We start from the raw sequence: 25,040 nt of genomic DNA on the forward strand, positions 1-25,040 counted from the left end.
GGTCGCCTCCAGCCGCGACATCGCGGAGAGACCGTCCATGGTCGCGACCGCGAAATAGTCGCAGAGCCGCCGCTCGGCGGTGGCACCGTCGAAGACATCGCGGGTGAGCGGCGTCACGGAGGGCAGTTCGCGCAGCAGCGGACCGAGGTCGGCATCGCCATAGAGCGCGTCGGTGACGATGGCCTCGTTCGGGTTGATCCGCGCCAGCGTCGCGGCGAGTTCCGCGGTCGAGCATTCCGTGACCATGAACTCGGACGTGGAGATGTCGATCCAGGCGAGCCCGATGCGATCGCCGCCGGAAGAGGCGCGGGCGCGCGCGATCGCCAGCAAATAATTGTTGGTGCGGGCATCCAGCAGCGTGTCTTCAGTCAGCGTCCCCGGCGTCACCAGCCGCACCACGCCGCGGGCCACCACGCTCTTATTGCCGCGGGCGCGTGCCGCGGCGGGATTCTCGGTCTGCTCGCATACGGCGACGCGGTGGCCGGCATTGATCAGGCGGTGCAGATAATCCTCGGAGCGCTCCACCGGCACGCCGCACATCGGGATATCCACGCCCTGATGCTTGCCGCGCTTGGTCAGCACGATCCCGAGCGTCCTGGAGGCGATTTCGGCGTCCTCGAAGAACAGCTCGTAGAAATCGCCCATCCGGTAGAACAGCAACAGCCCGGGATGGGCGGCCTTGATCTCGAGATATTGTTCCATCATCGGCGTGACGCGCGAATTTGCATCAGCGGCGGGAGTGGCCTCGGGCGGTGCGGGGGCGGGGATGGATTGCTGGATTGTCATCAAAGCGTTTTCAAGTGAAGTGGGCACCGGTTCGCGTGAAGAAAACGCGTCAAAAAGTGAAGCTGGAGCCGGCCAAGGCTCCAGGGCGGCAAACTACAAAATTTCGCCGCGCGGTCCTATTCCCATACCCGCGTTGTCAGAGTTTTCCACGCATCACGCCAGCGTTGAGGGCATGACGGCCCCGCCGCGGGATGGGCTTGCCTCAATTGACCTGTCGCGGGCACGCTCCTAAAACTCGCCATCAAACCTAGCGGGTTAACGCCTAAGGCACGGCATTCAGGGAGAGTTTCTATGCGTGATGTATTCATTTGCGATGCCGTCCGGACCCCGATCGGCCGTTTCGGCGGCTCGCTCGCCAAAGTGCGTGCCGACGATCTGGCCGCGACCCCGATCAAGGCGCTGATGGCTAAGCATCCCAATCTCGACTGGTCGCAGGTCGATGAGGTGTTTTTCGGCTGCGCCAATCAGGCCGGCGAGGACAACCGCAACGTGGCGCGGATGGCGCTGTTGCTCGCGGGCATGCCGGAATCGGTTCCCGGCCAGACCCTCAATCGCCTCTGCGCGTCGGGCCTCGATGCGGTCGGCGCCGCGGGCCGGGCGATCCGCGCCGGTGAAATCGATTTCGCGATTGCCGGTGGCGTCGAATCGATGACCCGCGCGCCGTTCGTGATGGGCAAGGCGCCGGAAGCGTTTGCGCGCTCGGCCGAGATTTACGACACCACCATCGGCTGGCGCTTCATCAATCCCTTGATGAAGGCGCAGTACGGCGTCGATGCGATGCCGGAGACCGGCGAGAACGTCGCCGAGGAATTTCAGGTGTCGCGCGCCGACCAGGATGCGATGGCGATCCGCTCGCAGCAGCGCGCAGGTGCTGCGATCGCTTCCGGTTATTTCGCCGAGGAAATCACGCCGGTGTCGGTGCCGGGCGGCAAGGCTGGACCTGTGATCGTCGACAAGGACGAGCATCCGCGCCCCGAGACGACGCTGGAGGGTCTCGCGAAACTGAAGCCGATCGTGCGCAATCCCGGCACGGTGACGGCGGGCAATGCGTCCGGCGTCAATGACGGCGCGGCGGCGATGATCCTCGCCTCCGAAGCCGCGGTGAAAAAGCACGGGCTGACGCCGCGGGCGCGCATCCTGGGGCTAGCCTCGGCCGCGGTGCCGCCGCGCATCATGGGCATCGGCCCGGTGCCGGCGACCAGGAAGCTGATGGAGCGGCTCGGCTTCAAGATCTCTGACTTCGATTTGATCGAGCTCAATGAAGCCTTCGCCTCGCAGGGCATAGCCTGTTTGCGGCAACTGGGCGTCAAGGACGACGCCGACTTCGTCAACCCGCACGGCGGCGCGATCGCGCTCGGCCATCCGCTCGGCATGAGCGGCGCGCGGCTGGCGCTAACGGCAGTGCACGGCATGGAGAAGCGAGGCGGGAAGCTTGCTTTGGCAACCATGTGCGTCGGCGTCGGCCAGGGCGTTGCCGTCGCGATCGAAAAGATTAATTAAAACAGTGGTTTGGGGGAGCGAAAAACAGTCCTTTCCCGAATTAGTTATGTCATATAATGATCCGCAGCGCGGCTGACCGACGCGACGCGAGGGAGGAATTCATCATGACATTGGTTTATCCGGTGCAAAGTCTCGCGGCGCATCCGCCGCGGCTGTCTCCCGCCTACAAAAGCACGGTCAAGCGCTCGCCCTCCAAGCCCTTGATTCCGATGCGGCACACGCTGTCGGAATTGACCGGCCCGGTCTACGGCCACGAGACGGTGCGCGAGAACGATCACGACCTCACGGTTCACGGCAAGGGCGAGCCGATCGGCGAGCGCATCATCGTGCACGGCCATGTGCTCGATGAGGACGGCCGCGGTATCCCGAACGCGCTGGTCGAACTGTGGCAGGCCAATTCCTGCGGCCGCTATGTCCACGTCGTCGACCAGCATCCTGCGCCGCTCGACCCGAATTTCACCGGCGCCGGCCGCACGCAATCTGACGCGCAAGGCTATTATCGCTTCATCACCATCAAGCCCGGCGCCTATCCCTGGGGCAATCATCACAACGCCTGGCGGCCGGCCCACATCCACTTCTCGGTGTTCGGCCATTCGTTCGTGTCGCGTTTGGTGACGCAGATGTATTTCCCCGGCGATCCGCTGTTTCCGTTCGATCCGATCTTCAATTCGGTCACCGACGAGAAGGCGCGCAACCGCATGATCTCCGCGTTCGATATGGAGAACACCAAGCCGGATTGGGCGCTGTGCTACCGCTTCAACATTGTGCTGCGCGGGCAGAGCGCCACGCCGATGGAGAACAGTTAAGTGCAACAGGCCAAACCGGACGGGATCACCCCGTCGCAAACCGTCGGTCCGTATTTCGCTTATGGCCTGACGCCGAACGGCAAATACGACTGGAACGACGCGTTCAACAACAACCTGGTGACGCCTGACACGTCGGGTGAACGCATTCGCATCGAAGGACAGGTGTTCGACGGCGACGGCGCGGTCGTGCCGGATTGCATGCTGGAGATCTGGCAGGCGGACGCGCAAGGGCGCTTCTCCGACCCGCAGGACAAGCGGGCGCTGACGAATACGTCATTCAAGGGATTCGGCCGCATAGGCACCGATGCGAAGGGCGGTTACACCTTCGACACCATCAAGCCGGGGCTAGTCGCCGATCCCGACGGCAAGCCGCAGGCGCCGCACATGGTGCTTGCCGTGTTCGCGCGCGGCATGCTCCTGCATAATTATTCGCGGATCTATTTCGACGGTGAGGCCGCCAACGCCACCGATCCCGTGCTGGCGCTGGTGCCGGCTGACCGCCGCTCGACGCTGATCGCGACGCGGCAGCCGGGCAGCGGCAACGCGGTCTATCGTTTCGATATCCATCTGCAGGGCGACAAAGAGACGGTGTTTTTCGACGTATAGCCGCAATTATTCAGACGAGGCGGCGCGACAGGCAAGACTTCGCACATGATGACGCTTCGCCAGGTCGAGGTGATCCGCGCCGTGATGGTGACCGGCACGATCGGCGGCGCTGCGAGGCTTCTGAACGTGTCGGCGCCCGGCATCAGCCGGCTGGTGAAATATACCGAGAAGTCGCTCGGCGTCCGCTTCTTCCAGCGTCAGAACGGGCGCTATTTCCCGACGGCGGAAGCCCGCAACATCTTCGAGCAGATCAACGGCGTCTACGAAAAGATGGATGATCTCTCCGAGATCATCTCCAAGATCGGCCGCGGCGATCTGTCCGAGCTGCGCATCGGTTCGGTGCCGAGCATCTCGCAGGTCATGGTGCCGCGCGCGATCGAGCGGGTGCGGCGCCGCTACCCCGAACTGCGGATCGACATCAACATCCTCAAGATCGAGGAAGCGGTTGATTATCTGTTACTCGGCCGGGGCGATTGCGTCGCCATGAGTTACCGGCTCGAGCATCCCGGCCTCGATTTCCTGCCGCTGGCGTCGGGCGAGTTGTTCTGCATCGTGCCGGCCGGGCATGAGCTCGCCGGATGCAAGCAGGTCTCGGCCGCGGAGATCATCCGCTATCCGCTGATCGGGATCGATCCCAACGACCCCTATGGACGGATCATGGCGGAGATATTCGCCCGCAACAAACTCGACTACGACATTACCATCCGCGCGCGCTTCGGCACGACCGTGTGTGCGCTGGTCAAGGCCGGTCTCGGCATTGCCGTGATCGACCAGTTCACTGTCGCCCATGGCGGTTATCCCGGCATCGAACTATTGAAGATCGTCGAGCCGACCAGATTCGATACTTACATTGCGGTGAAGCGCGGCGCGCCGCTCTCACTGCACATCGAGCATTTCATCGACTGTCTGCGCTCGGAAATGCGGGCGGTCGGGCCAAGTAAAACAGCGTCGCGAAAGCCCGATTCGAGGTCTCGCAAGAAATAACATGATGTTATCTATCCGGCATAAATGGGTAATTGTGTTAGGTCGGCAAAGGGCTATCGTCGGGCCGGATCGGGACGTGTCCCGAGCCTACCGCTGCCGCTAAAGCGCATTGCACCTGATGATGAGAACATGAGCCCTGCCGCCCGACCTCTTGCTCCGGCCGACCGCCGCTTTCTCACCGGCCTCATCGGGGCGCCGATCGCGCATTCGGCGTCGCCTGCGATGCATGAGCGGGCCGCCGAAGCGCTCGGCGCGCATTGCCACTACCAGCTCATTGAAGTCGCAGGCGCTGGCAGCGAGGAATTGCGGCGGCTGCTCGACGGCGTGCGCCGGCTGGGCTTTGCGGGCGTCAACGTCACCTTTCCGTATAAGGAAGCGGTTGTTTCCCTGCTCGATGAATTGTCGCCTGGGGCGCGTGCGATCGGCGCGGTCAACACCGTCGTGGTCAGGGATGGTCGGCTGATCGGATACAACACCGACACGACAGGGTTTGCCCGGGCGATCGCTGAGCTTATCCGAGATCCCGCGCAGAGCCGCGTCGCCGTGATCGGTGCAGGCGGCGTCGGCAAGGCGATCGCCTTCGCACTGGTGCAGACTGGCGTGGGCGAGATCAGGATCTTCGACACGGACCGCGCCAAGGCCGACCAACTCGCCGCGCAGTTCAAGAGCCAGGGCGAAGCAAGAGCTGCCGACAGCGTCGAGGACGCGATGAGCGGCGCTACCGGGGTCGTCAACGGCTCGCCGATCGGCATGCTGCCGAACCGTGGCACGCCGATCCCGGACACGCTGTTGCACAAGGACCTGTGGGTGGCCGATGCGGTCTACACGCCGCTCTGGACGCCGCTGTTGAATGCGGCAAAGGCAGGGGGTGCCGAGGTCATGACCGGGCGCGAGCTCGCGATCTATCAGGCCGCCGACGCATTCGAACTGTTCACGGGACTGAAGCCATCGACCGTCGAGATGGGAAATGCATTCGACGCGGTGATGGCCAAACGCTACGCTAAAGTGAACGCAGCCTAAAACGCGGCCGGTCACAAGGTCGCTTGTTGTAACGAGAAGAGGGGATGGAAATGAGATCTGGAATTTTTGCTGGGCTCCTGCTCGCCACCGTGTCAGCAGGCGCAGCCTTCGCGCAAGGCGCACCGATCAAACTCGCCAATGTCGCGGAATTGTCCGGCGGTGGCGCAACCGTCGGCAATAACTGGAAGAACGGTATCGACCTTGCGATCGAGGAAGTGAACGCCAAGGGTGGGTTGCTCGGCCGCAAGCTGGAAGTCACGCATGCGGACTCGCAATCGAATCCCGGCGTCGCGCGTGCGCAGGTGCAGAAGGCGCTCGACAACGAACCCTACGTCCTGCTCGGGCCCGGCTATTCCGGCTCGGTCAAGGTCACTTCGCCGCTCGCCGCCGAAGCCGGCATCGCGCAGATCATGGGCGGCGAAGCCGCCGAACTGACGCAAGGCGGCAACAAGTTTCTGTTCCGCACCTCGTTCGGCCAGCAATCCTCGATGCCGAAGGTTGCCAAATACATCAACGACGAGCTGAAGGCGAAGTCGGTCGCGATCGTCTGGGTCAACAATGATTTCGGCAAGGGTGGCCGTGACGTCATCACCAAGGAATTCGCCAAGTACAACATCAAGATCGCGGCTGACATCTCGACCGAAGCCGGACAGGCCGATTTCGCCGCCGACGTCAGCAAGATCAAGGCCGCGGCGCCCGATGCTGTCTTCGTCTATGTCAACGAGGAAGAAAGCGCCCGGATGCTCAAGGAGCTGAAGCGCCAGGCGATCACCGTGCCGTTGGTCGGCGAGACGACGCTGGTCGGCCAGAAAGTCGTCGAACTCGCCGGCGACGCCGCAAACGGCGCGCGTGGTCATGTCGGCTTGACCACCGATGCGCCGGTCGATCTGGTCAAGGCTTTCAGGGAGAAGTTCGTCAAGAAGTACAACTACGTCCCTGATCATAACGGGCTGAAGGGCTATCTCGCGATCTACATGATCAAGGCCACCACCGAGAAGATGGGCAAGGTCGATTCCAAGGCGTTCGCCGACAACCTCCACGGTCTCACCATCAAGGCCGCGAGCGAGCCCGGCATCCTGATGGATGTGACCTTCGATGAGAAGGGCGACATCGATCGCCAGGGATTCCTGGTCGAGATCGTCGAGGGCAAGCAGGTCGTCAAGCAGGTGTTGCCGAAGCTGAACTGAGCTATGGCACGGGTGGCGCGCGGAAGAACGCGCCCCCGTCGCGATCAGGCATTGCGAAACAGCATTGATATCGTCCGCGTGTGACGGTGAGGGGAGAAGCATGTCCAATCTGCTCGATCTGCTCGTGGCAGGCCTTGCGACCGGGGCGATCTATGCCCTCGTTGCGGTCGGTTTCACGCTGCTGTGGCAGACGTCGCAAACCATCAATTTCGCACAAGGCGAATTCGTGATGTTGCCGGCGTTCCTGATGCTGGCGGTGATGCATGCAGGTGCGCCGTTCTGGCTCGCGATCATTCTCGGCATCCTGCTGTCGCTGCTGCTGCTCGGGCTCGGGTTCAAGCTGCTGCTGGTCGACCCGATGCTGCGGCACGGCGTGCTGCCGCTGGCGATTGCGACCATGGCGCTGGCGATCGGCATGAAGGAAGCGGTGAAGCAGTTCTTCAGCGCCGAGGCGTCGCCATTCCCCTCCATCGTGCCGGCGGGTGACGTTTCGATCCTCGGCCGGGTGGTCTCGTTGCAGAGCCTCGGCGTGCTGGCACTCGCGATCGCGGTCGTGATCGGCCTGACCGCGCTGTTGAATCGCACGTCGATCGGCCATCAGATGCAGGCGACCGCGCAGAATCCGACGGTCGCCCGCATCATCGGCGTGCCGGTCGAACGCATGATCCTGCTGACGTTCCTGATCAACGCGTTTCTGGTGGCGTTGGCTTCGCTGCTGATCACGCCGATCTATCTGGCAAAATTCTCCTCTGGCGAGGTGCTGGGACAGGCGGCGTTCATCGCGGCGATTGTCGGCGGCTTCAACCAGGTGCGCGGCGCCATCGCCGGCGGGCTCTTGATCGGCGTGGTGGACAATCTGGCCGCCGCCTATGTGTCGACACAGTACCGCGCCGCTGTCCCGCTCATCCTGTTGATCGTAATCATTCTGTTCCGCCCGCAGGGACTGCTCGGCCGGCCCGAGGAGCGCACGGTATGACGGCCACGGGGAAATATCTGCGCATTGTGCTCGGCATCGCTGTCATCGCGGCCCTGATCGTCGTGCCGATGAACTTCAATCGCTATGGGCTCTATATCCTGAGCCAATGGGCTGTCATGACGATTGCCGCGATGGGGCTCAATTTGACGCTGGGTTACGCCGGTCAGATCTCGCTGGCGCAGGGTGCCTTCGTCGGCATCGGTGCCTATGCGGCGGCGATCATGACCACGCAGGGCATGCCACTGATTGCCGCGCTCGCTGTTGCGATCGTGCTGTGCTTCGCCATCGGCTGGATTCTCGGTTATCCCGCGCTGCGCGTGCAGCATCATTACCTTGCCTTCGTGACGCTGGCGTTCTCGACGCTCGCGTTCCTTGTGTTCCGCAACGAGGACTGGCTCACCAAGGGTATCTACGGCATCTCCAACATTCCGCGGCCGAACGTCATGGGCTTCGCCACCAACCGGCCGCTGCCGTTCTATTATTTCTGTCTCGGCTCGCTCGGTATCGTCTCGCTGGCGATGTGGTGGCTGATCCGCTCGCCCTGGGGCCGCGCCTTCGTGGCGCTGCGCGAAAATCCGGTGCGGGCGCTGTCGCTCGGCATCGACACGCGGCGCTATACGCTGATGGCGTTTGCGATCGGATCGGCGCTCGGCGGCGTCGCCGGCACGCTCTATGCTCCGCTGACGCAGTATATCGATCCGGTTCCCTTCAACCTCTCGCTATCGCTCGATCTGTTGATGATGGTGATCGTCGGCGGCTCAGGCTTCTTCTTCGGACCGTTCCTCGGTGCGATGATTGCAGTGCTGCTGCCGGAGTGGCTGCGCTTCACGCAGGGCTACTATTTGATGCTCTATGCGGTCGCCGTAATGCTGCTGTTGATCTACTCGCCGACCGGCATCCTCGGCATTCTCGACCGCTATCTGGCCGAGCGCCGCACCAAGGTGGCCTCCGCGCTGCGCGCGGTCGCCAAATCCAGGCTGGAGACGGCGCCATGACCGCAGTGCTCGAGGTCAGCAACATCAAGAAGAGCTTTGGGGGCATCAAGGCCGTCGACGGCGTCAGCTTCGACGTGCAGGAGGGCGAGATCCTCGGCCTGATCGGCCCGAACGGCTGCGGCAAGTCCACGCTGTTCAACTGCATCCTCGGGCAGCTTGCACCAACGGACGGTGAGGTGAAGGTCGACGGCAAGGTCGTCACCGGGCTGCGGCCGTCGGAGCTTAATCGCCTCGGCGTCAGCCGCACCTTCCAGCTCCTGCAGGTGTTTCCGAAACTGTCAGTGCGGGAAAATTTGATCCTCGCCGGGCAGGAGCATCAGGGCAACATGATGTCGCGGCTGTTCGGCCCCTCCGATGCGGGTCTGACCGCGGTGGCCGACCAGATGATCGGCTTCTTCAAGCTCGACCATCTCGCCACCGAAGCTGCGGGCGGCCTGTCCTACGGCCAGCAGAAGCTGCTTGACGCCGCCATGGCGTTCATGGGCGGTCCGCGGCTGGTGCTGCTCGATGAACCCGCCGGCGGCGTCAACCTCACCATGCTCGGCGACCTCAAGGAGCGGCTGGCGGCGATCAACCGCGAGAAGCGCGCCACTTTCGTGGTGATCGAGCACAACATGGAGTTCGTGATGTCGCTGTGCACCCGCGTGATGGTGATGGCGGAAGGCAAGCTCTTGGCGATGGGCACGCCGGCGGAAGTCCGCGCCAATCCCGCCGTCATTGAAGCCTATCTAGGCCACTGAGGGATCGATCCATGAGCGATACCATCCTGGATGTTCAAGGCCTCGTCGGCGGCTACGGCAAGATGACGATTCTCAATGGCACCAGCTTCTCGGTGCCCGCGGGCTCCATCACCACCGTGATCGGGCCGAACGGCGCGGGAAAGTCCACGGTATTCAAGGCCATCTTCGGCCTGTTGAAGCTGCGCGAAGGCAGGGTCGTGTTCAGGGGGCGTGACGTCACCGGGCTAAGCCAGCGCGAACTGCTGACATCGGGCATCTGCTACGTGCCGCAGGGCCGCAATATCTTCCCTGAGCTGTCCGTGCGCGACAACATCCAGCTCGGCGCCGTCGTGGCAGGACGCGACATCACCGATCTGCCTGATCGGATCGAGGCGGCGCTGGATAAATTCCCGGTGCTGCGCAAGAAGGCGACGCAGCAAGCTTCCACGCTGTCGGGCGGCGAGCAGAAGCAGCTCGAAGTCGCCCGCGGCCTGCTGCTCAACCCACAACTGGTGCTGATCGACGAGCCGTCGATCGGGCTTTCGCCATTGATGGTGCAGCAGACCTTCAACATTTTGAAAGACCTTCGCGACCGCGGCGTGTCGATCCTGATGATCGAGCAGAACGCGCGCTCGGCGCTGGAGATTTCCGACTACGGCGTCGTGCTCGAGCTCGGCCAGACCCGGCTTGTCGACACAGCGCAGCGCGTGCTGAACGATCCCCGCATCGGGCAATTGTTCCTGGGCGGCGCCATGACGGAAACCGCGGCATGAACAAGCGCTCGATCGCCACGGTATCGCTGAGCGGCGCGCTCGATGAAAAGCTGCGCGCGATCGCTGCGGCCGGCTTCGACACCGTCGAGATCTTCGAGAACGACTTGCTGTCGTTCAGCGGCAGCCCGCGGGACGTCGGCCAGATGTGCCGGGATCTCGGGCTTTCGATCTGCGCCTTCCAGCCGTTCCGCGATTTCGAGGGCATGCCGGAGCCGCAGCGCGCTCGCAATTTCGCGCGCGCGGAGCGCAAGTTCGACCTGATGCAGGAGCTGCAGACCGACTTGATGCTGATCTGCAGCAACATTTCGCCGGCCTCGCTCGGCGGCATCGACCGCGCGGCCGCCGATTTCCGCGAACTGGGTGAATGCGCCGCCGCGCGCGGCTTGCGTGTCGGCTATGAGGCGCTCGCCTGGGGGCTTCACGTCAACGATTACCGCGATGCCTGGGAGATCGTGCGGCGCGCCGACCACAAGTCGATCGGCATCATTCTCGACAGTTTTCACGCGCTGGCACCGTCGTTTCCGACGATGCCGATTCAGTCGATCCCGGCCGACAAGATCTTCCTGGTGCAGCTCGCCGACGCGCCGAAACTCGGCCTCGACGTCTTGTCCTGGAGCCGGCATTTCCGCTGCTTCCCGGGTCAGGGCGACCTGCCGGTCGCGCGGTTTGTGGAAGCCGTGCTCGCCACCGGCTATGCGGGCCCGCTGTCGCTGGAGATATTCAACGACCAGTTTCGCGCCGGCTCCGCGGTCCGCACCGCGACCGACGGGCTGCGCTCGCTCATCTTGCTCGAGGATGACGTCCGCGGCGCGGCGCGGGGCGCGCCTGCCATGCCGCTGCAGCCGAGGGCGCGCAGTCGCGGCGTCGGCTTCATCGAATTCGCCGTCAGCGAAGAAAAAGGCCGCGACCTCGCGGCGCTGTTCGGCCAGCTCGGTTTTCGCAAAACCGGCGCTCACCGCAGCAAAGATGTCGAACGCTGGTCGCAGGGCCATATTGATCTCGTGATCAATTGCGAACCTGACAGCTTTGCGCATTCGCATTTTGTCGCGCATGGCTCCGGCGTCTGCGCCATCGCGGTTGACGTCGACGATGCCGGCCGGACCATGGCACGCGCGGAGACGTTGCAGGCGCGGACTTTTTACCAGCCGGTCGGGCCGGGCGAACTCGAGATTCCCGCGATCCGCGGCGTCGGCGGCAGCCTGCTCTATTTCCTGGAGGATGCCGGCAAGAATTGGGACCTCGATTTCGAGCCGCTGCGCAGCGATGCGGCCGGTGACCAACTCGATGCCGTCGACCATATCTCGCAGTCGATGCCTTACGACGAGATGCTGTCGTGGCTACTGTTCTACACCGGCATACTCGATCTGCAGCGTCTGCCGCAGATGGAGATCGCAGACCCCGTGGGGCTGGTGCAGAGCCAGGCGCTGATCAATGGCAATCAGAGCCTGCGCGTGGTGCTCAACGGCTCGTCGGCCACCCGCACGCTATCGGCCCGTTTCATCCACGAATTCTTCGGCTCCGGCGTGCAGCACGTCGCGTTCTCCTGCGGCGATATCTTCGCCGCGGTCGCCGACATGCGCTCGCGCGGTGCGGACTTCCTGAAGATTCCCGACAATTACTACGACGATATCGAAGCCAAATATGGCCTCGACGCCGCGACCATGGCCGCCCTTCGCGACAACCAGATTCTGTACGACCGTGAAGGCGAGGGCGAATTCTTCCAGGTCTACACCCACGCGTTCGACGATCGATTTTTCTTCGAGATCGTCGAGCGCCGCAACTATCACGGCTTCGGCGCCGCCAACGCCGCGATCAGGCTCGCGGCCCAGACCCGGGAATCGCGGCCGCTGACCATGCCCAAGGCGTGACACTTCGGAATGGAAAACAAGAAGACTGAAAAGGGGAGCGAGACAATGTCGATCAAAGGGAAGGGAACGCGTGCGGCACTGCTGCTCGCCGCCTTCGGTTATCTGACGCCGGCGCTGGCCGATTCGCTTTCCTGCGACGACGGCATCAAGGCCGCCTTTCGCCCGGACGCCGACACAAAGGTCGTCGCGGTTCGGCTGGTGAAGAAGGGCGAGGAGCTGAAGGCGCCCGACGCGCCGCAGCCGGTGACGGCGGCGGCCGACCTTTGCCTTGTAAAGTTGCTGGTCGGCCCCGGCGCTACGGCGGAAAAGGACAAGAACGCGCGCTCCTATTCCGAGGGCATCGGCATCGAGGTCTGGCTGCCGACGCATGCGAACTGGAACGAGCGCATCCGCAACTATGGCGGCGGCGGATGGGTCGGCGGCGGTCACCGCTATGCCGACAAGATCGGCAGCAAGGTGCCGGCGATCGTCAACGCCAACATCGGTTACGCGTCCGGCACGACGGATGCGGGCCAGCCTTGGTATCAGGATGGCTCGTTCGCGTTTCTGTCCAACGGCAAGATCAACGTGGAAGCGCTTCGTGACTTCTCCGTGCGGGCGATGGTGGAGCAGGCCGTCAAGACCAAGGCGCTGGTGAACCTCTATTACGGCAAGGCGCCGAAATTTACCTACTATGACGGCCACTCGCAGGGCGGCCGGCAGGGCATGAAGCTCGTGCAGGAGTATCCCGAACTTTACGATGGCTACATGATCGCGCAGCCGGCGCTGAATATCGCAAAATTCGGAACCGCGGGACTGTATCCCCAGATCGTGATGAAGACCGAGCTCGGCTTCACGTCGGCGAACAAGATCGAAGCCGCAGCCTTTGCCGCCAAGGTCGCCGCCGCCAACAAGCGCGCGGTTGCCGTCTGCGACAAGGCCGGCCTCGGCTTCCTGCTCGATCCATTTGCCTGCGACTACAATCCCGCGCGCGACACCGAGCTGCTGTGCGCGCGCGAGGCCGGCGAGGGTGTCACCGGAAATAACGCCGACGCCGCCACCTGCATGAGCCTCAAGGAGGCAAATGCGTTGAACCGGATCTGGTACGGCGCCACCAGCGACGGAAGTTTCGATGTCGCGCAGAGCGCCGACGCACGATCCGGCAAATCGCTCGGCAAGAACCAGCTCTGGTGGACATTCACCAAAAGCACCGGCATCGGCAACCTGATCACCAGTGCTTCCGCCTACGGTGTCGCGTTGGCGCTGCAGGATGTCAGCTACGCGCCCGATGCCAGCACGGCGTCGTCAGGCGAACCGATCACGAACGGCTCGACCAATGTACGCAACAAATGGATGGAGCTGGATTACGCCGGCCTCGCCGACGCCGTGAACAAGGGCGTGGCGTTGCAGCCGACGCTGTTCAGCGACCTCATCACGGACAAGGCGGACCTTGGCAAGCTGCGCGATCTCGGCCGCAAGGTCGTCGTCCATACCGGCCTTGTCGACGATGCGATCCCGCCTGCCGGCAACATCAATTATCACGAGCGCGTGGTGGCGGCGATGGGCGGGCATGCCGAGGTGCAGAAGTTCATGCGGATGTATTTGCTGCCGGGTTCGGCGCATAGCTCGCAAGGTCGGGCCTATACCGTCGGCGGCAAGAACGACAGCGTTCCGCTGCCGAAACTGCCTGGTAACGCCAACCAGACGCCGACGCGCGAGCAGGACCAGTTCTTCACGGCGCTGGTGGATTGGGTCGAGAAGGGCGCCGCGCCCGGCGAAATCCTGCTGACCTCGCGCGACAAGAGCCTCAGCTATCCCGTCTGCGTCTATCCGCTGCGAACAACGTGGAGCGGCAATGAGGATGCAAAGCAGGCGGCAAGCTATAGCTGCCGGTAGCTGTCCATGTGCCGCCGTGGATTATCCGAGGTCTCGCCCGCTTACGACGTTGTCGTGATCGGCGCCGGCGCCGCCGGCATGTCGGCGGCGCTTTTTTCCGCCATTCAAGGCGCGAAAACGCTGCTGGTCGAGAAGACCGAGTTTGTCGGCGGTACCTCCGCGCTTTCGGCTGGATCGATCTGGATACCCAATACGCGCCACGCATCGGCCGCCGGGGCGACCGATAGTGCGGCGAACGTCGAAAAATATCTGCAGCAGATCGTCGGAAACCATGCCGACGCTGCGCTGCGCGCAGCCTTCCTGAAGGCGGGTCCGGCGGCAATCGAGGTTCTGGAAAATCATTCCGACGTGAAACTACGCGCCTATGCCTGTCATCCCGACTATCGCTCGGAGCTTGAGGGCGCGGCGCTCGCCGGGCGCGCGCTGGAGCCGTTGCCGTTCGACGGGCGGTTGCTCGGCGAGGCGTTCAAGCTGATCCGTCCGCCATTGCCGGAGTTCACGCTGCTTGGCGGGATGATGGTCGACAGGATTGATATCGGTCATCTGCTGTCATCGACGAAATCGATCGGATCATTGGTGCATTCCGTACGGCTCGTTGCGCGTTACGCGCACGACAAAGCGAGCCATGGCAGGGGCACGCGGCTCGTGATGGGCAATGCGCTGGTTGGCCGGCTTCTGTATTCTTTGATGCGTCAGGACGTGGATATCCTCACCGGTGCATCGCTCGCGAAGATCATCCGGAAGCCCGACGGTCCCGTTACGGCCGCGAGTTTGACCTCGGAGGGAGTCTCGCGCGAGATCGGCGTCAACGGCGCGCCGATTCTGGCGGGAGGCGGGTTCAACCTTCATGCCGGGCGGCGTCTCGCGGCGCTTGGAACTGAAGCCGGCTGGTCGTCCGTTGCGGCGGGCTCGAGCGGCGATGCGCAGGACAAGGCCATTGAGATCGGTGCACGCCTTAGCGAGCGCGATGTCAGCGCTGCATTCTGGGCGCCCGCATCGATCCGGCGGCGGCGCGACGGATCACAAGCGGTCTTTCCGCACTTCGTGCTCGACCGCGCCAAACCGGGGACGCTGGTTGTCGACAGCAACGGGCGTCGGTTCGTCAACGAAGCGATCTCCTATCACCAGTTTGCGCTGGAGATGTTGGCGAAGGGAAAATCGGCCATCCCGGCGTTCCTGATCGCGGATGCGGTTTCAGTCCGAAAGTATGGTCTTGGCATGGTGCGGCCTGGTGGTTGGGGCGCTAGAGCTGCTGTCGCCGACGGCTATCTCAGCGCCGCCGACACCATCGAGCAGCTTGCGCTGCGATTGAACATCGATCCCGGTCAATTGCGCGAGACGGTCGACAAGATGAACCTGTATGCGCAAACTGGCCTGGATCCCGAATTCGGCAGGGGAAGCACGGTGTATCAAAATCACAACGGTGATGCTTCTGCAGGCGGGGCCAATCCCAACCTTGGCCGTATCGCGACGGCTCCTTTCTACGCGGTCAGGCTTTATCCTTCCGATATCGGTACCTCGTCCGGACTTGTCACGGACGAGGCTGCCCGCGTTCTCGATGCCGGCAATCAGCCGATTGCCGGCCTCTACGCTTGCGGCAATGACATGCAGTCGATCATGGGAGGAACCTACCCCGGACCGGGCATCACGCTCGGACCGGCCATCGCGTTTGCCTATATCGCGGCGTCGGACGCGGCTCGGCGCGTGGGAATCGAATGATGCCGTCGTTTTCGCTTGCCGCGCTAACCGCGCTCGAACTTGCACCACCCGAATTGATCGACGTCGCCGCCGCCTGCGGCTACGACCACGTCGGACTCCGTCTTCTGCCTGCGATGCTCGCGTTGCCTATCCGCTGATGGAAGATGACGCGGCTTTGAGGGAAACCATCGCGCGGCTGGCTGCGACTGGTGTGACCGTTGCGGACCTGGAAGTGGTTGCCATCCGGCCGGAGACGGAAATCGCGGCGTTTTCGGCGTTCTTCGAGGCCGGTGCGCGTCTCCGCGCCAGGCATGTTCTGGTCGCCGCATACGATCCCGACCTGGACCGGTTTGCGGATCGCTTTGCCGGATTTTGCGAGGCTGCGGCGCCCTTTGGCTTGACCGCGGATCTCGAGTTCATGCCGTGGACGAGCGTGCCTGATCTTGAGACTGCCGGGCGAATTGTCGAACAGGTTGCGCAAGCAAATGCCGGGGTTCTGGTGGATGCCCTGCATTTCGACCGGTCGCGAAGCTCGATCGGCGACATCGCAAGGATCCCCTCCGGCAGGTTTCACTATTGGCAATTATGCGACGCCCCGGCCGAACGGCCGGCGACATCAGAGGAAATGATCCACGCCGCTCGAAATGAGCGGATGTTTCCCGGAGAGGGTGGCCTCGATCTCGTTTCGCTGGCGCGAGCCATGCCGCCGGATATCGCAATCAGCATCGAGGTCCCGACCGCGACGCTCGCGCGGACGGTGGGTGCTGAGGCGCGGGCCCGGCGCGCACTCGAAGGGGCGAGGCGCATCGTCGCGGCGGCGAGGTAATTGCCTTGGATTCGGTTGACAGCCTGCTTATGACGGAAGGTGACACCACATCGTTGTTACTAGGCACGACGTGGAATGGCGGGGATGCGAAGCAGGCTTCGAGCTATAGCTGCCGGTGAGCTGACGGGTTAGGATTGGGTCGTCCGCGGGGCGGAGCACCCGATTACCCATGATCGAACCCAATAGAGCGCGCGAAGTGCTGGGCCTGCTCGGTTTTTTGCTGGTGGCAACCGCGCAGGTCTCCAACATGATCCTGGCGCGCGGCGTGGCCGGAAGCGTGCCGCCATTCTCGATCGCATTCTTTCGCTGGAGCATCGTGGCGCTCGGGCTGTTGCCGGCCGTGGTGATGGCATTGCGGGAAAAGCCTGGCCTGTTGCCGGGGCAGACGCTCGGCATCGTGACGGCTGGTTTTCTCGGCATGTTCATCTGCGGCGGCCCGGTTTACGTTGCCGGCGTTACGACCTCGGCGATCAACCTGGCGCTGATCATGGCGCTCGCGCCGCTTGCGGTACTGCTGTTCTCTTTCATTTCGGGACAAGAATCGATCCATCGAAGCCAGATCATCGGCATGCTGCTGTCGCTGGCTGGCGCGGCGCTGATCATTACCAAGGGACAAGCTGCCGTTGGAGCCGGCGTGGTGACCGGCGACCTGCTCGCACTGATGGCGATGCTGGGCTGGGCCGGATACACCTTGCTGCAGAACCGTGTCGGCAGCGGCGTGAGCTTTCTGGCTCGGATCGGCCTGTTCGCGGCAGCCGGCGCGCTGTTCTCGCTGCCATTTGCCATCCACGAAATGTGGTCTGCGCCTGCTGCTGCATTCAGCGGACGGGCGGCGCTGGTCTATCTCTTTGCAGGGCTGGTCCCCGGGCTTTTTGCCTATTCGGCCTATGCCTATCTCGGCGCGAGGTTCGGCGCGGTGTCGACGTCGTTGAGTCTCTATCTCGGGCCGATCGTCAGCGCGGTACTGTCGATCCTGTTTCTCGGGGAGGCGCCGACGATGATCCATCTGATCGGCGGCGCGCTGTCGCTCGGCGGCATGTGGTTGAGCCTGCAGGCCAAGCAGGGCGGGTCATCACCCTAACGCGACATCGGTTCGGTCAATATCAAGGCATTCCTTTGCGCTCGATGCGCGCATTTGCCGAACTGAAGCGTCGCCCGCTCCGTGACGGGCTGCCTTCGCGGCCACTTGACAATAAGCTATCAGTTATATAATATATTTGTTATATAAGTTATCTGAGATGAACCATGTCGAACCTCGACGCCGCCTTTTCCGCGCTGGCCGACCCGACACGGCGGGCGATTCTGGCGCGCCTCGCGTTGGGTGAGGCCACGGTCATGGAGTTGGCCGAGCCGTTCGAGATGACGCAGCCCGCGATCTCCCGACACCTCAAGGTGCTCGAAGGTGCAGGTCTCATCCTCCGCCGGGTCGAAGGCACGAAACGGCCGTGCCGGCTGGCGCCGACGGCCGTCAACGAGATCGACCAATGGCTCGGGATGCTGCGCCAGGCCCTGAGCGCGAACTACAACCGGTTGGACGACGTTCTGGCCGCCATGAAAACCAACGAGTGAAAGGCAGTCTGATGAGCAAGTTGACGCTTAAGACCGAAGGCGACACCCATGTCGTTGTTACCAGGCACTTCGCCGCCACGCCGGAGGCTGTGTATCGCGCGCACACCGAACCGGCGCTGATCCAGAAGTGGCTGCTCGGTCCGGAGGGCTGGACGATGCCGGTCTGTATCAACGAGGCGCGCCCCGGCGGCAAGATCCGCTACGAATGGAGCGATGGCAAGGGCGGTGGCTTCTACCTGACCGGAGAGTTTATCGAGACGGTGCCGTTCAGCCGGCTCGTTCACGTCGAGCGGATGCACATGCCCGACCCGACGCCGGACAATCATGTCGAAACGAATTTTGCACCCGACGGCACCGGTACATTGATGACCATGCGGATGACCTTGCCCGATGCAGCGACGCGGGCCGCCATGCTGTCGACCGGCATGGAGCATGGAATGGAAGCGAGCTACGCGCGGCTCGACAAGCTTTCCGCATAGACCATGCCGTAACGCGAGAGCCTCGAACTGAAGCCCTACTCCATCACCGCATGATCAGGCACGGCCGACTGCGCGCGCAGGGTGGCCTTGCTGGAGCCGATCATGATCGCGAGCGGGATAGCGCAGGCAGTAAAGATCATCACCATCTGGTAGTCGTACGAAAACGCGATGATCTGGGCCTGCGCCTTGACCATCATGTCAGCCATGGCGCGGCCCTTGTCGGTGGCGAGATCGATCATGCCGGTTACGTTGGGCATCTGCAGGGCATGATTGAACGGATTGATGTGCTCCGACAGGACCGCGTAGGTGTAGCGCGTGCCCTGCGTCAACTGCGAGATCACGAGCGAGATTCCGATCGAGCTTGCGACATTGCGCATCAAGGTCAGCATCGAGGTGCCGTCGGTGCGCAGATGATTGGGCAGCGTCAGGAACGCCACTGTGGAGAGCGGCACGAACACCAGGCCGAAGCCAAAGCCCTGGACCACGCTGATGATCATGATCTCGGTCGCCCCGGTCTGGTCGGTCCAGCGGGTCATGTAGAACAGCGACAGGCAGGTGATGCCGAGTCCCGAGACGATCAGCGTCCGCGCCTCGATATGGCGCATCATGCGGCCGACCAGCATCATGGCCACGAACGTGCCGCAGCCGCGGCTCGCCAATAGAAGCCCGGCCGTGATGATGGGATAGCCGATCACGTTCTGCAGGAACGGCGACGACAGCGCCATGGTCGAGAACAGCACCAGGCCCATCACGGCCATGAACACGCAGCCGCCGACGAAATTCTTATCCTTGAACAGTGCGAACTGGATGAACGGGTGTTGCGTCGTCAGGGAATGCGCCAGGAAATAATAGAAGCCGACGGCTGCTATGATGAACTCGGCGATGATCTCATTGGATTCCAGCCACCCGAGCTGCTCGCCGCGGTCGAGCGCAAGCTGCAGCGCGCCGATCGCGATCGCCAGCGCGGTGAAGCCGAACCAGTCGAAGCGCAGCGCCAGGTCCTTTTTCGTCTCGTCCATGAAGATCACGAGGCCGAGCACGGTGATGATGCCGAACGGCAGGTTGACGAAGAACACCCAGTGCCAGGAATAGGTCTCGGTCAGCCAGGCGCCGAGCGAAGGGCCCATGATCGGCCCCATCATCACGCCCATGCCCCAGATCGCCATCGCTTTTGCCCGCTCATGCAGCGCGTAGGAATCGAGCATCACCGCCTGCGACAGCGGCACCAGCGCCGCGCCGAACACGCCCTGCAGCAGACGGAACAGCACCATCTGGGTGATGTCCTGCGCCAGTCCGCACAGCACCGAGGCGATGGTGAAGCCGGCCGAGCAGATGATGAAGATACGCTTGCGGCCGAAGCGGTTGGCGATCCATCCGACCGGCGCGGTCATGATCGCGGCGGCGACGATATAGGAGGTCAGCACCCAGTTGATCTGGTCCTGCGACGCCGACAGCGTGCCCTGCATGTAGGGCAGCGCGACGTTGGCGATGGTGGTGTCCAGCGCCTGCATGATGGTCGCCGTCATGGCGCAGATCGTCACCATGTTCCGGCGCAGGCCGGGAACGGATGCCGAAGGCTGGCCCGGCGTCGCCATGGCGCTATTCGTGATCCTGGTTGGCCGCTGCCGGCGACAGGCCGAGCAGGGCCGACAGCGAACGCCGGTGGTTGGTGTCGATGGTGGCGTAGACGCTCATGCCGGCCTTCAGCTTGCGAACGAACTTGTCGTTCTTGTCGAAATAGATTCGCACCGGCACGCGCTGCACCACCTTGACGAAATTGCCCGAGGCGTTCTGTGGCGGCAGGATGGCGAACTGCGCGCCGGTGCCAGGCGAGAGCGAGCCGACCGTGCCCTTGAACGGGTGGTTGGGGAAGGCATCGACTTCGAGCGTGACGGACTGGCCGACTGCGACATAGGTGAAATCGGATTCCTTCGGGTTGGCGTCGACCCAGGGGTTCGAGGTGTCGATGATGCTGAAGACGGGCGTGCCGGCGGTGACAAAGCGGCCGAGCTGGATCTGCTCGACCTGGGTGGCGATGCCGGCCATCGGCGCGCGCATCACCGTGTGGTCGAGATTGCGCTGGGCCTGGTCGAGCGCAGCCTTGGCCTGGGCGTAGGGCGGGAATTCGTCGAGCGGTAGCTCGGGATTGCCGAGCAGTTGCGCCTTTGCCGTGGCGATCTTCTGCTGCAGCAACTGGAACTGCGCACTGGCGGTGACGAGGGCGGTGGACGCATTGTCGAGGTCGAGCTGCGAGCCGAAATTGTTCTTCACCAGCGCAGACTTCCGTTCGACGTCGCGCCGCTTCAGGTCCATGCCCTGCTGCGAAAGCTCGCTCATCTGGCCGTAGATCTTGAGATCGGCGATCAAATTGTCATAGGTGACCTTGGTCTGCGCCAGATTGGCCTTGGCCTGCGCCACGGCGAGGCGGAACGGGACAGGATCGATCTCGAACAGAACGTCGCCCGGACCAACCTGCTGGCCCTCTTTCACCACGACCTTCTCGATCTTGCCGGAGATGTCGGGCGTGATCAGAACCTTCTGGGCGCCGACATAGGCGTCGTCGGTGGTCACGTAGCGACCGCCATTGAGATAGAACATCACGCCGGCCACCAGCGCAGCCAACGGCAACACCACGAGCAGCAGGAAGCGGCGGTAGCGCCGCATGCCGGCCATCAGCCGGCGGCGTGGCTCGGCCGCGAGTTTCGGCCGTGCCGTCGGCGATGCAGGATTGCTCTTCTGCTCGGGCGGGAATTTGAGGACGGGATCAGCCATACCGCTGCTCCTTTCGCGGAGGTTCGTCCGCCGGATTCTGGATCGCGTTGCGAACGTTTTCCTTGATCAGGTCGAGTTGGTCGAGCAGGCGGTGGGCGTCGGCAGGGTTGATACCATCAAGCGCGGTTGCTGTCAGTTCGGAGCGAAGCCCGGCGAGCTTGCCGAGCAGCGGCCGCGCGGCCTTGCGCAGGTAAAGGCGGTTGACGCGGCGGTCATTCTCGTCGCCGCGGCGTTCGATCCAGCCATTGTCGCAGAGCTTGTCGATCAGCCGCGTCAGCGTGATCGGCTGCATCTCCATCTGTTCGGCGAGCTCCGATTGCTTCAGGCCTTCGGTTCGCTCGACCTTGGCAAGAACCGCCCATTGCGCGCGGGTGATGCCGTAGCGCGCCGCCTGCCTGTCGGCATAGGCGCGCACCATCCGCTGCACCTCGCCGAGCGTGAACAGGAAGTTCATATCCACGGAACCGCGCATGGCTCAGCCTCCATAAGCTTGCGATATAATAAGCTTGCTTATGAACTCTGCATGCGGAGTTAACAATGGCCTGATCCGCTTCCAGCACATGGCTGGGAACCAACGGATCCCCGGGCTTTGGGATTGGCCGTCAAGCTGCTACAAAACACCGGCAATGACCCTGACGAAGCCGACATTTCCCGCGCCGGACCACGATCACGGCCGCTGCACTGCGGAAGCGATCGCACATGCCGAACAGGTCTGCGCGCGGCGGGCGCAGAAATTCACCCCGATTCGGCGTCAGGTGCTGCAGGCGCTGCTGTCGAGCCACCGCCCGCTTGGCGCCTATGAGGTGATCGACGAACTCGCCAAATCGATGCCGCGACCGGCGCCGATCACGGTCTACCGCGCGCTCGATTTTCTGATGGAAAACGGTCTCGTCCACCGTATCGAAAGCCGCAACGCCTTCCTCGCCTGCGCGCATGACCATGACGAGACCTCGATGGTGGCATTCCTGATCTGCGACCATTGCGGCTCCGTCGGCGAAATTCCTGCGGCCCCCGTGGCGCAAAGCCTCAATGCGGCGGCGCGCGCATCGGGTTTCGCGCCAAAGCTCTCCGTCGTCGAGATCGCCGGCACCTGCGCTCACTGTCAGAATAAATAGAGAACACGGCACATAAGCCGGCCACGAGGATAGATGTCGTCCAAGCCAGTACAACTGTCTGCCGGGCGTGCGCTCACCCCGGGGGCTATCGCCTTGATGCTGATGTTGTGCCTGAGCTGGGGGTTCAACCAGATCGCGGTGAAGTTGGTGTTGCCGGACGTGCCGCCGATGCTGCAGGCATTGAGCCGCTCTGTCGGCGCGTTGCCGGTGTTGCTCGCGATCGGCTGGTTTCGTGGTGTGAGATTCTTCGAGCGCGACGGGACGCTATGGGCCGGCGTGAGCGCGGGCGTGATCTTCGGTATCGAATTCGTGCTGATCTATCGCGGCTTGCTGCTGACATCGGCGTCGCGTGCAGTGGTGTTTCTGTATACGGCGCCATTCTTCGTCGCCCTCGGCTCGTATGTCTTTCTCGGCGAACGGCTGCGGGCGCCGCAATGGGGTGGCCTGGCCCTGAGTTTCGCCGGGGTCGCGCTGGCGATCGGCGTCCCCCAGGCCAATGTCGACGCGAAGGTCTTGCTGGGCGACCTCCTGATCGTCGCCGGCGGCGCGCTCTGGGCGGCCACGACGCTGATCGTCAAGACCACCGCGCTGATCAAGGCCCCCGCGGAAAAGGGGCTCGGCTATCAGGTGGCGCTATCGATCCCGATTCTCGCGTTCGCCGCGTGGATATCGGACGAAACCATCACCCACGTTCCCGGGCCGCTGTCGCTGTCGCTGCTGGCCTATCAGGCGTTCTGGGTGGTGGGTCTGACGTTCCTGTTGTGGTTCGCGCTCGTGAAAACCTACTCAGCCAGCAAACTGTCGGCCTTCACCTTCGTCACGCCGCTGTTCGGCGTCGTCGCCAGCTATTTCATCATGCACGATACGCTGACCATCGCCTTCGGCGTCGCGGCGCTGCTTGTCATCGCAGGGCTCTATCTCGTGAACAAGCCGGATCCAAAGGTCACGCCGGACCCAAACGTGCCGGCGTGATGCTGTTGCACCAAACGCTTCTCCGAATTCTCTAGACGGCGCTCAGAATTGCTTTTGCCCGTTCAATCGCTATTCGAAATAGCCGCGCCCAATCAGGCGAATGTTCGCGTGCACTCACGCGGCGAGGGGGTAGGACTCGCCAGAATAAATGGCAAAGGCCTTGGCTGCGGCTACAAGCTGTTGCTTGGTAATATTGCAGGAGTGCGCAAACTCAATTTGCAGCTTCGGGCTGACTTCGCCAAAGAACGAGGACATGTGCCCAGGCGCTGCTTTCGCGGCTTCGGGGTGGAGGAGATAAAAGGCAAGCGCCTTCGCATCCAGCGGCTTGCTGTATGGCGCATTGACGGTAGTTAATACCAGGGCGGCGCTCTTCATCTTCTCACCTTTGAGACAAGATTGGCCCGATAGTACTGCTTGTCAACGGCGTTGCGCGCATTACGTCAACGAACCTTAAAGGGTGCGGAACGCTACCCCGTCTCGATCGGCAGCGACGTATCCTTGGCCCATTCACCCATCGACCCGTCATAAAGGGTGAGCTTGTCGTAGCCGAGCTGGTAGAGCAGGAACAGGTCAACCGTGGCCGAGATGCCGCCGCCGCAATAGGCGACCACGCGCTTGTCCTTGGTGATGCCCTGGGCCTTGAATTTGGCCTCTGCCTCGCCGAGCGGGACGAAGGCCTTGGTCCGGGGATCGAGCAGTGTGGCTGCGGATACGTTGCAACTGCCGGGCACGCGGCCGGGGCGGCCGTAGCGGCTCGGCTCGAGGCCCTTGTGGAATTGCGGACCGAGTGCGTTGACGACGACGGTGCCTCGCTCGGACGTGGCGGCGAGCGTTTGGTGCTTGTCGATGAAAAATCCGTCCTTCGGTTTGGCCGTGAATGTCGCCGGCGGATATCCCTTCGCCGGCCCGGTTTCGAGCGGGCGGCCTTCGAGCTTCCATTTGTCGAAACCGCCATCGAGGACCGCGACGTTCTCGAAGCCGAGCGATTTGAGCATCCACCAGAACCGCGTCGCCCACATCGGCGTGCCGATGCTGTACAGAACCACATTGCGGTCGCCGGATATGCCGTGACGGCCGAATGCCGTCTCGAGTTGCGCAACATCCGGCATCATGAAGCGGAGTTCGGTGTTTGGCTCTGAGAACTCGCCCTGCAGATCGAGAAAATCCGCCCCCGGAATATGCCCGGCTTGAAAAGTGTGCCGTCCGGGCACGGCTAGATAGGGCAGGCTGGAGCCTTCGGGGGCGGGTTCGAGGTAGGTGGTGCAGTCGAACAGGCGCAGATCGGGCTGGCCCAGAATATCAGCGAGTTCCGCCGTGGTGATAAGCCCGTTACGCCCTGACATTGTTGGCCTCCCGTTATTTTCGGCCGATGCTACGGCCCGCATCGGGCCATGAAAAGGCGGCCGGGCGGTGCGCTCGCCCTTTCAATTCGGCGATTCCTGTCCAATATAGCTGTCAACGGAAGCCCTGCTTCCGGCCGCCGTGACCGGCCTAAGCCATTGAATATACAACGC

The 25,040-nt window shown here is 63.1% G+C and carries 26 protein-coding genes; 20 read left to right on the forward strand and 6 right to left on the reverse strand.

Annotated elements, in window-relative coordinates; translation table 11 throughout:
• On the reverse strand, positions 1-786 hold a 786-nt coding region (locus CP49_RS29765), incomplete at its 3' end, for a MutS N-terminal domain-containing protein (protein WP_476695633.1).
• 291 nt (positions 787-1,077) lie between these two features.
• Between CP49_RS29765 and pcaF the strand changes: the two genes are divergently transcribed.
• From pcaF to CP49_RS29850, 18 genes are all read left to right on the forward strand, one after another.
• Positions 1,078-2,286: a 3-oxoadipyl-CoA thiolase gene (gene pcaF / locus CP49_RS29770; protein ID WP_057853697.1), complete on the forward strand. Its 1,209-nt coding sequence runs from the start codon at positions 1,078-1,080 to the stop codon at positions 2,284-2,286.
• A 104-nt stretch (positions 2,287-2,390) separates the two neighbouring features.
• Complete coding sequence (gene pcaH, locus CP49_RS29775; protein ID WP_057853724.1) at positions 2,391-3,092, forward strand: protocatechuate 3,4-dioxygenase subunit beta; 702 nt, start codon at positions 2,391-2,393, stop codon at positions 3,090-3,092.
• Positions 3,093-3,698: a protocatechuate 3,4-dioxygenase subunit alpha gene (pcaG, locus tag CP49_RS29780; RefSeq protein WP_057853698.1), complete on the forward strand. Its 606-nt coding sequence runs from the start codon at positions 3,093-3,095 to the stop codon at positions 3,696-3,698.
• Positions 3,699-3,743: 45 nt separating this feature from the next.
• Positions 3,744-4,682, forward strand: a complete 939-nt coding sequence (locus tag CP49_RS29785; protein WP_057853699.1) for a LysR family transcriptional regulator — start codon at positions 3,744-3,746, stop codon at positions 4,680-4,682.
• Positions 4,683-4,811: 129 nt separating this feature from the next.
• Positions 4,812-5,702, forward strand: a complete 891-nt coding sequence (locus CP49_RS29790) for a shikimate dehydrogenase (RefSeq protein WP_057853700.1) — start codon at positions 4,812-4,814, stop codon at positions 5,700-5,702.
• A gap of 50 nt (positions 5,703-5,752) precedes the next feature.
• Positions 5,753-6,889 carry an ABC transporter substrate-binding protein gene (locus CP49_RS29795; RefSeq protein WP_057853725.1) on the forward strand — a complete coding sequence of 379 codons (1,137 nt, stop codon included), beginning with the start codon at positions 5,753-5,755 and terminating at the stop codon, positions 6,887-6,889.
• A gap of 100 nt (positions 6,890-6,989) precedes the next feature.
• Positions 6,990-7,865 (forward strand): branched-chain amino acid ABC transporter permease, encoded by an 876-nt coding sequence (locus CP49_RS29800; RefSeq protein ID WP_057853701.1) that lies wholly within the window; start codon positions 6,990-6,992, stop codon positions 7,863-7,865.
• A complete protein-coding gene (locus CP49_RS29805) occupies positions 7,862-8,860 on the forward strand; it encodes a branched-chain amino acid ABC transporter permease (protein WP_057853702.1) in 999 nt (332 codons plus the stop codon). The genes CP49_RS29800 and CP49_RS29805 overlap by 4 nt, the downstream gene beginning before the upstream one ends.
• Entirely contained in the window at positions 8,857-9,600 is a 744-nt protein-coding gene (locus tag CP49_RS29810; RefSeq protein ID WP_057853703.1) for an ABC transporter ATP-binding protein, read from the forward strand. The genes CP49_RS29805 and CP49_RS29810 overlap by 4 nt, the downstream gene beginning before the upstream one ends.
• An 11-nt stretch (positions 9,601-9,611) precedes the next feature.
• Entirely contained in the window at positions 9,612-10,352 is a 741-nt protein-coding gene (locus CP49_RS29815; RefSeq protein WP_057853704.1) for an ABC transporter ATP-binding protein, read from the forward strand.
• Positions 10,349-12,220 (forward strand): bifunctional sugar phosphate isomerase/epimerase/4-hydroxyphenylpyruvate dioxygenase family protein, encoded by a 1,872-nt coding sequence (locus tag CP49_RS29820; protein WP_057853705.1) that lies wholly within the window; start codon positions 10,349-10,351, stop codon positions 12,218-12,220. Before CP49_RS29815 ends, CP49_RS29820 begins: the two co-directional genes overlap by 4 nt.
• Before the next feature lie 45 nt (positions 12,221-12,265).
• The gene (locus tag CP49_RS29825; RefSeq protein ID WP_197423281.1) at positions 12,266-14,095 is read left to right on the forward strand and encodes a tannase/feruloyl esterase family alpha/beta hydrolase; all 1,830 of its coding nucleotides are present in this window, start codon (positions 12,266-12,268) and stop codon (positions 14,093-14,095) included.
• A 6-nt stretch (positions 14,096-14,101) separates the two neighbouring features.
• On the forward strand, positions 14,102-15,814 hold the full coding sequence (locus tag CP49_RS29830; protein WP_057853707.1) for an FAD-dependent oxidoreductase: 1,713 nt from the start codon (positions 14,102-14,104) through the stop codon (positions 15,812-15,814).
• Positions 15,814-15,951, forward strand: coding sequence for a hypothetical protein (locus CP49_RS48035; RefSeq protein ID WP_245310933.1), 138 nt, complete (start codon positions 15,814-15,816; stop codon positions 15,949-15,951). Before CP49_RS29830 ends, CP49_RS48035 begins: the two co-directional genes overlap by 1 nt.
• Complete coding sequence (locus CP49_RS29835; protein WP_245310934.1) at positions 15,951-16,619, forward strand: sugar phosphate isomerase/epimerase family protein; 669 nt, start codon at positions 15,951-15,953, stop codon at positions 16,617-16,619. The genes CP49_RS48035 and CP49_RS29835 overlap by 1 nt, the downstream gene beginning before the upstream one ends.
• Before the next feature lie 169 nt (positions 16,620-16,788).
• The gene (locus tag CP49_RS29840) at positions 16,789-17,700 is read left to right on the forward strand and encodes a DMT family transporter (protein ID WP_057853708.1); all 912 of its coding nucleotides are present in this window, start codon (positions 16,789-16,791) and stop codon (positions 17,698-17,700) included.
• A gap of 164 nt (positions 17,701-17,864) precedes the next feature.
• Entirely contained in the window at positions 17,865-18,188 is a 324-nt protein-coding gene (locus CP49_RS29845; RefSeq protein ID WP_057853709.1) for an ArsR/SmtB family transcription factor, read from the forward strand.
• 11 nt (positions 18,189-18,199) lie between these two features.
• Positions 18,200-18,667 (forward strand): SRPBCC domain-containing protein, encoded by a 468-nt coding sequence (locus tag CP49_RS29850; RefSeq protein ID WP_057853710.1) that lies wholly within the window; start codon positions 18,200-18,202, stop codon positions 18,665-18,667.
• Positions 18,668-18,702: 35 nt separating this feature from the next.
• On the opposite strand, the gene CP49_RS29855 is transcribed toward CP49_RS29850, so the two are convergent.
• From CP49_RS29855 to CP49_RS29865, 3 genes are read right to left on the reverse strand one after another with little or no spacing between them, the layout of a single operon-like run.
• Positions 18,703-20,262: a DHA2 family efflux MFS transporter permease subunit gene (locus tag CP49_RS29855; RefSeq protein ID WP_057853711.1), complete on the reverse strand. Its 1,560-nt coding sequence runs from the start codon at positions 20,260-20,262 to the stop codon at positions 18,703-18,705.
• Between the two features lie 4 nt (positions 20,263-20,266).
• Positions 20,267-21,439 (reverse strand): HlyD family secretion protein, encoded by a 1,173-nt coding sequence (locus CP49_RS29860; protein WP_057853712.1) that lies wholly within the window; start codon positions 21,437-21,439, stop codon positions 20,267-20,269.
• Positions 21,432-21,911, reverse strand: coding sequence for a MarR family winged helix-turn-helix transcriptional regulator (locus CP49_RS29865; RefSeq protein WP_057853713.1), 480 nt, complete (start codon positions 21,909-21,911; stop codon positions 21,432-21,434). Before CP49_RS29865 ends, CP49_RS29860 begins: the two co-directional genes overlap by 8 nt.
• A 154-nt stretch (positions 21,912-22,065) precedes the next feature.
• On the opposite strand from CP49_RS29865, the gene CP49_RS29870 reads away from it, so the two are divergent.
• On the forward strand, positions 22,066-22,554 hold the full coding sequence (locus CP49_RS29870; RefSeq protein WP_057853714.1) for a Fur family transcriptional regulator: 489 nt from the start codon (positions 22,066-22,068) through the stop codon (positions 22,552-22,554).
• A gap of 33 nt (positions 22,555-22,587) precedes the next feature.
• The gene (locus CP49_RS29875; RefSeq protein WP_057853715.1) at positions 22,588-23,526 is read left to right on the forward strand and encodes a DMT family transporter; all 939 of its coding nucleotides are present in this window, start codon (positions 22,588-22,590) and stop codon (positions 23,524-23,526) included.
• Positions 23,527-23,640: 114 nt separating this feature from the next.
• Here CP49_RS29875 and CP49_RS29880 read toward each other — a convergent pair whose 3' ends face one another.
• Together CP49_RS29880 and CP49_RS29885 are read right to left on the reverse strand one after the other, a co-directional pair.
• Positions 23,641-23,901, reverse strand: coding sequence for a hypothetical protein (locus tag CP49_RS29880; protein WP_057853716.1), 261 nt, complete (start codon positions 23,899-23,901; stop codon positions 23,641-23,643).
• Positions 23,902-23,993: 92 nt separating this feature from the next.
• On the reverse strand, positions 23,994-24,869 hold the full coding sequence (locus tag CP49_RS29885; RefSeq protein ID WP_057853717.1) for a sulfurtransferase: 876 nt from the start codon (positions 24,867-24,869) through the stop codon (positions 23,994-23,996).
• Positions 24,870-25,040: the final 171 nt, after the last annotated feature.

It is taken from the genome of Bradyrhizobium valentinum, assembly GCF_001440405.1.
GTDB lineage: Bacteria > Pseudomonadota > Alphaproteobacteria > Rhizobiales > Xanthobacteraceae > Bradyrhizobium > Bradyrhizobium valentinum.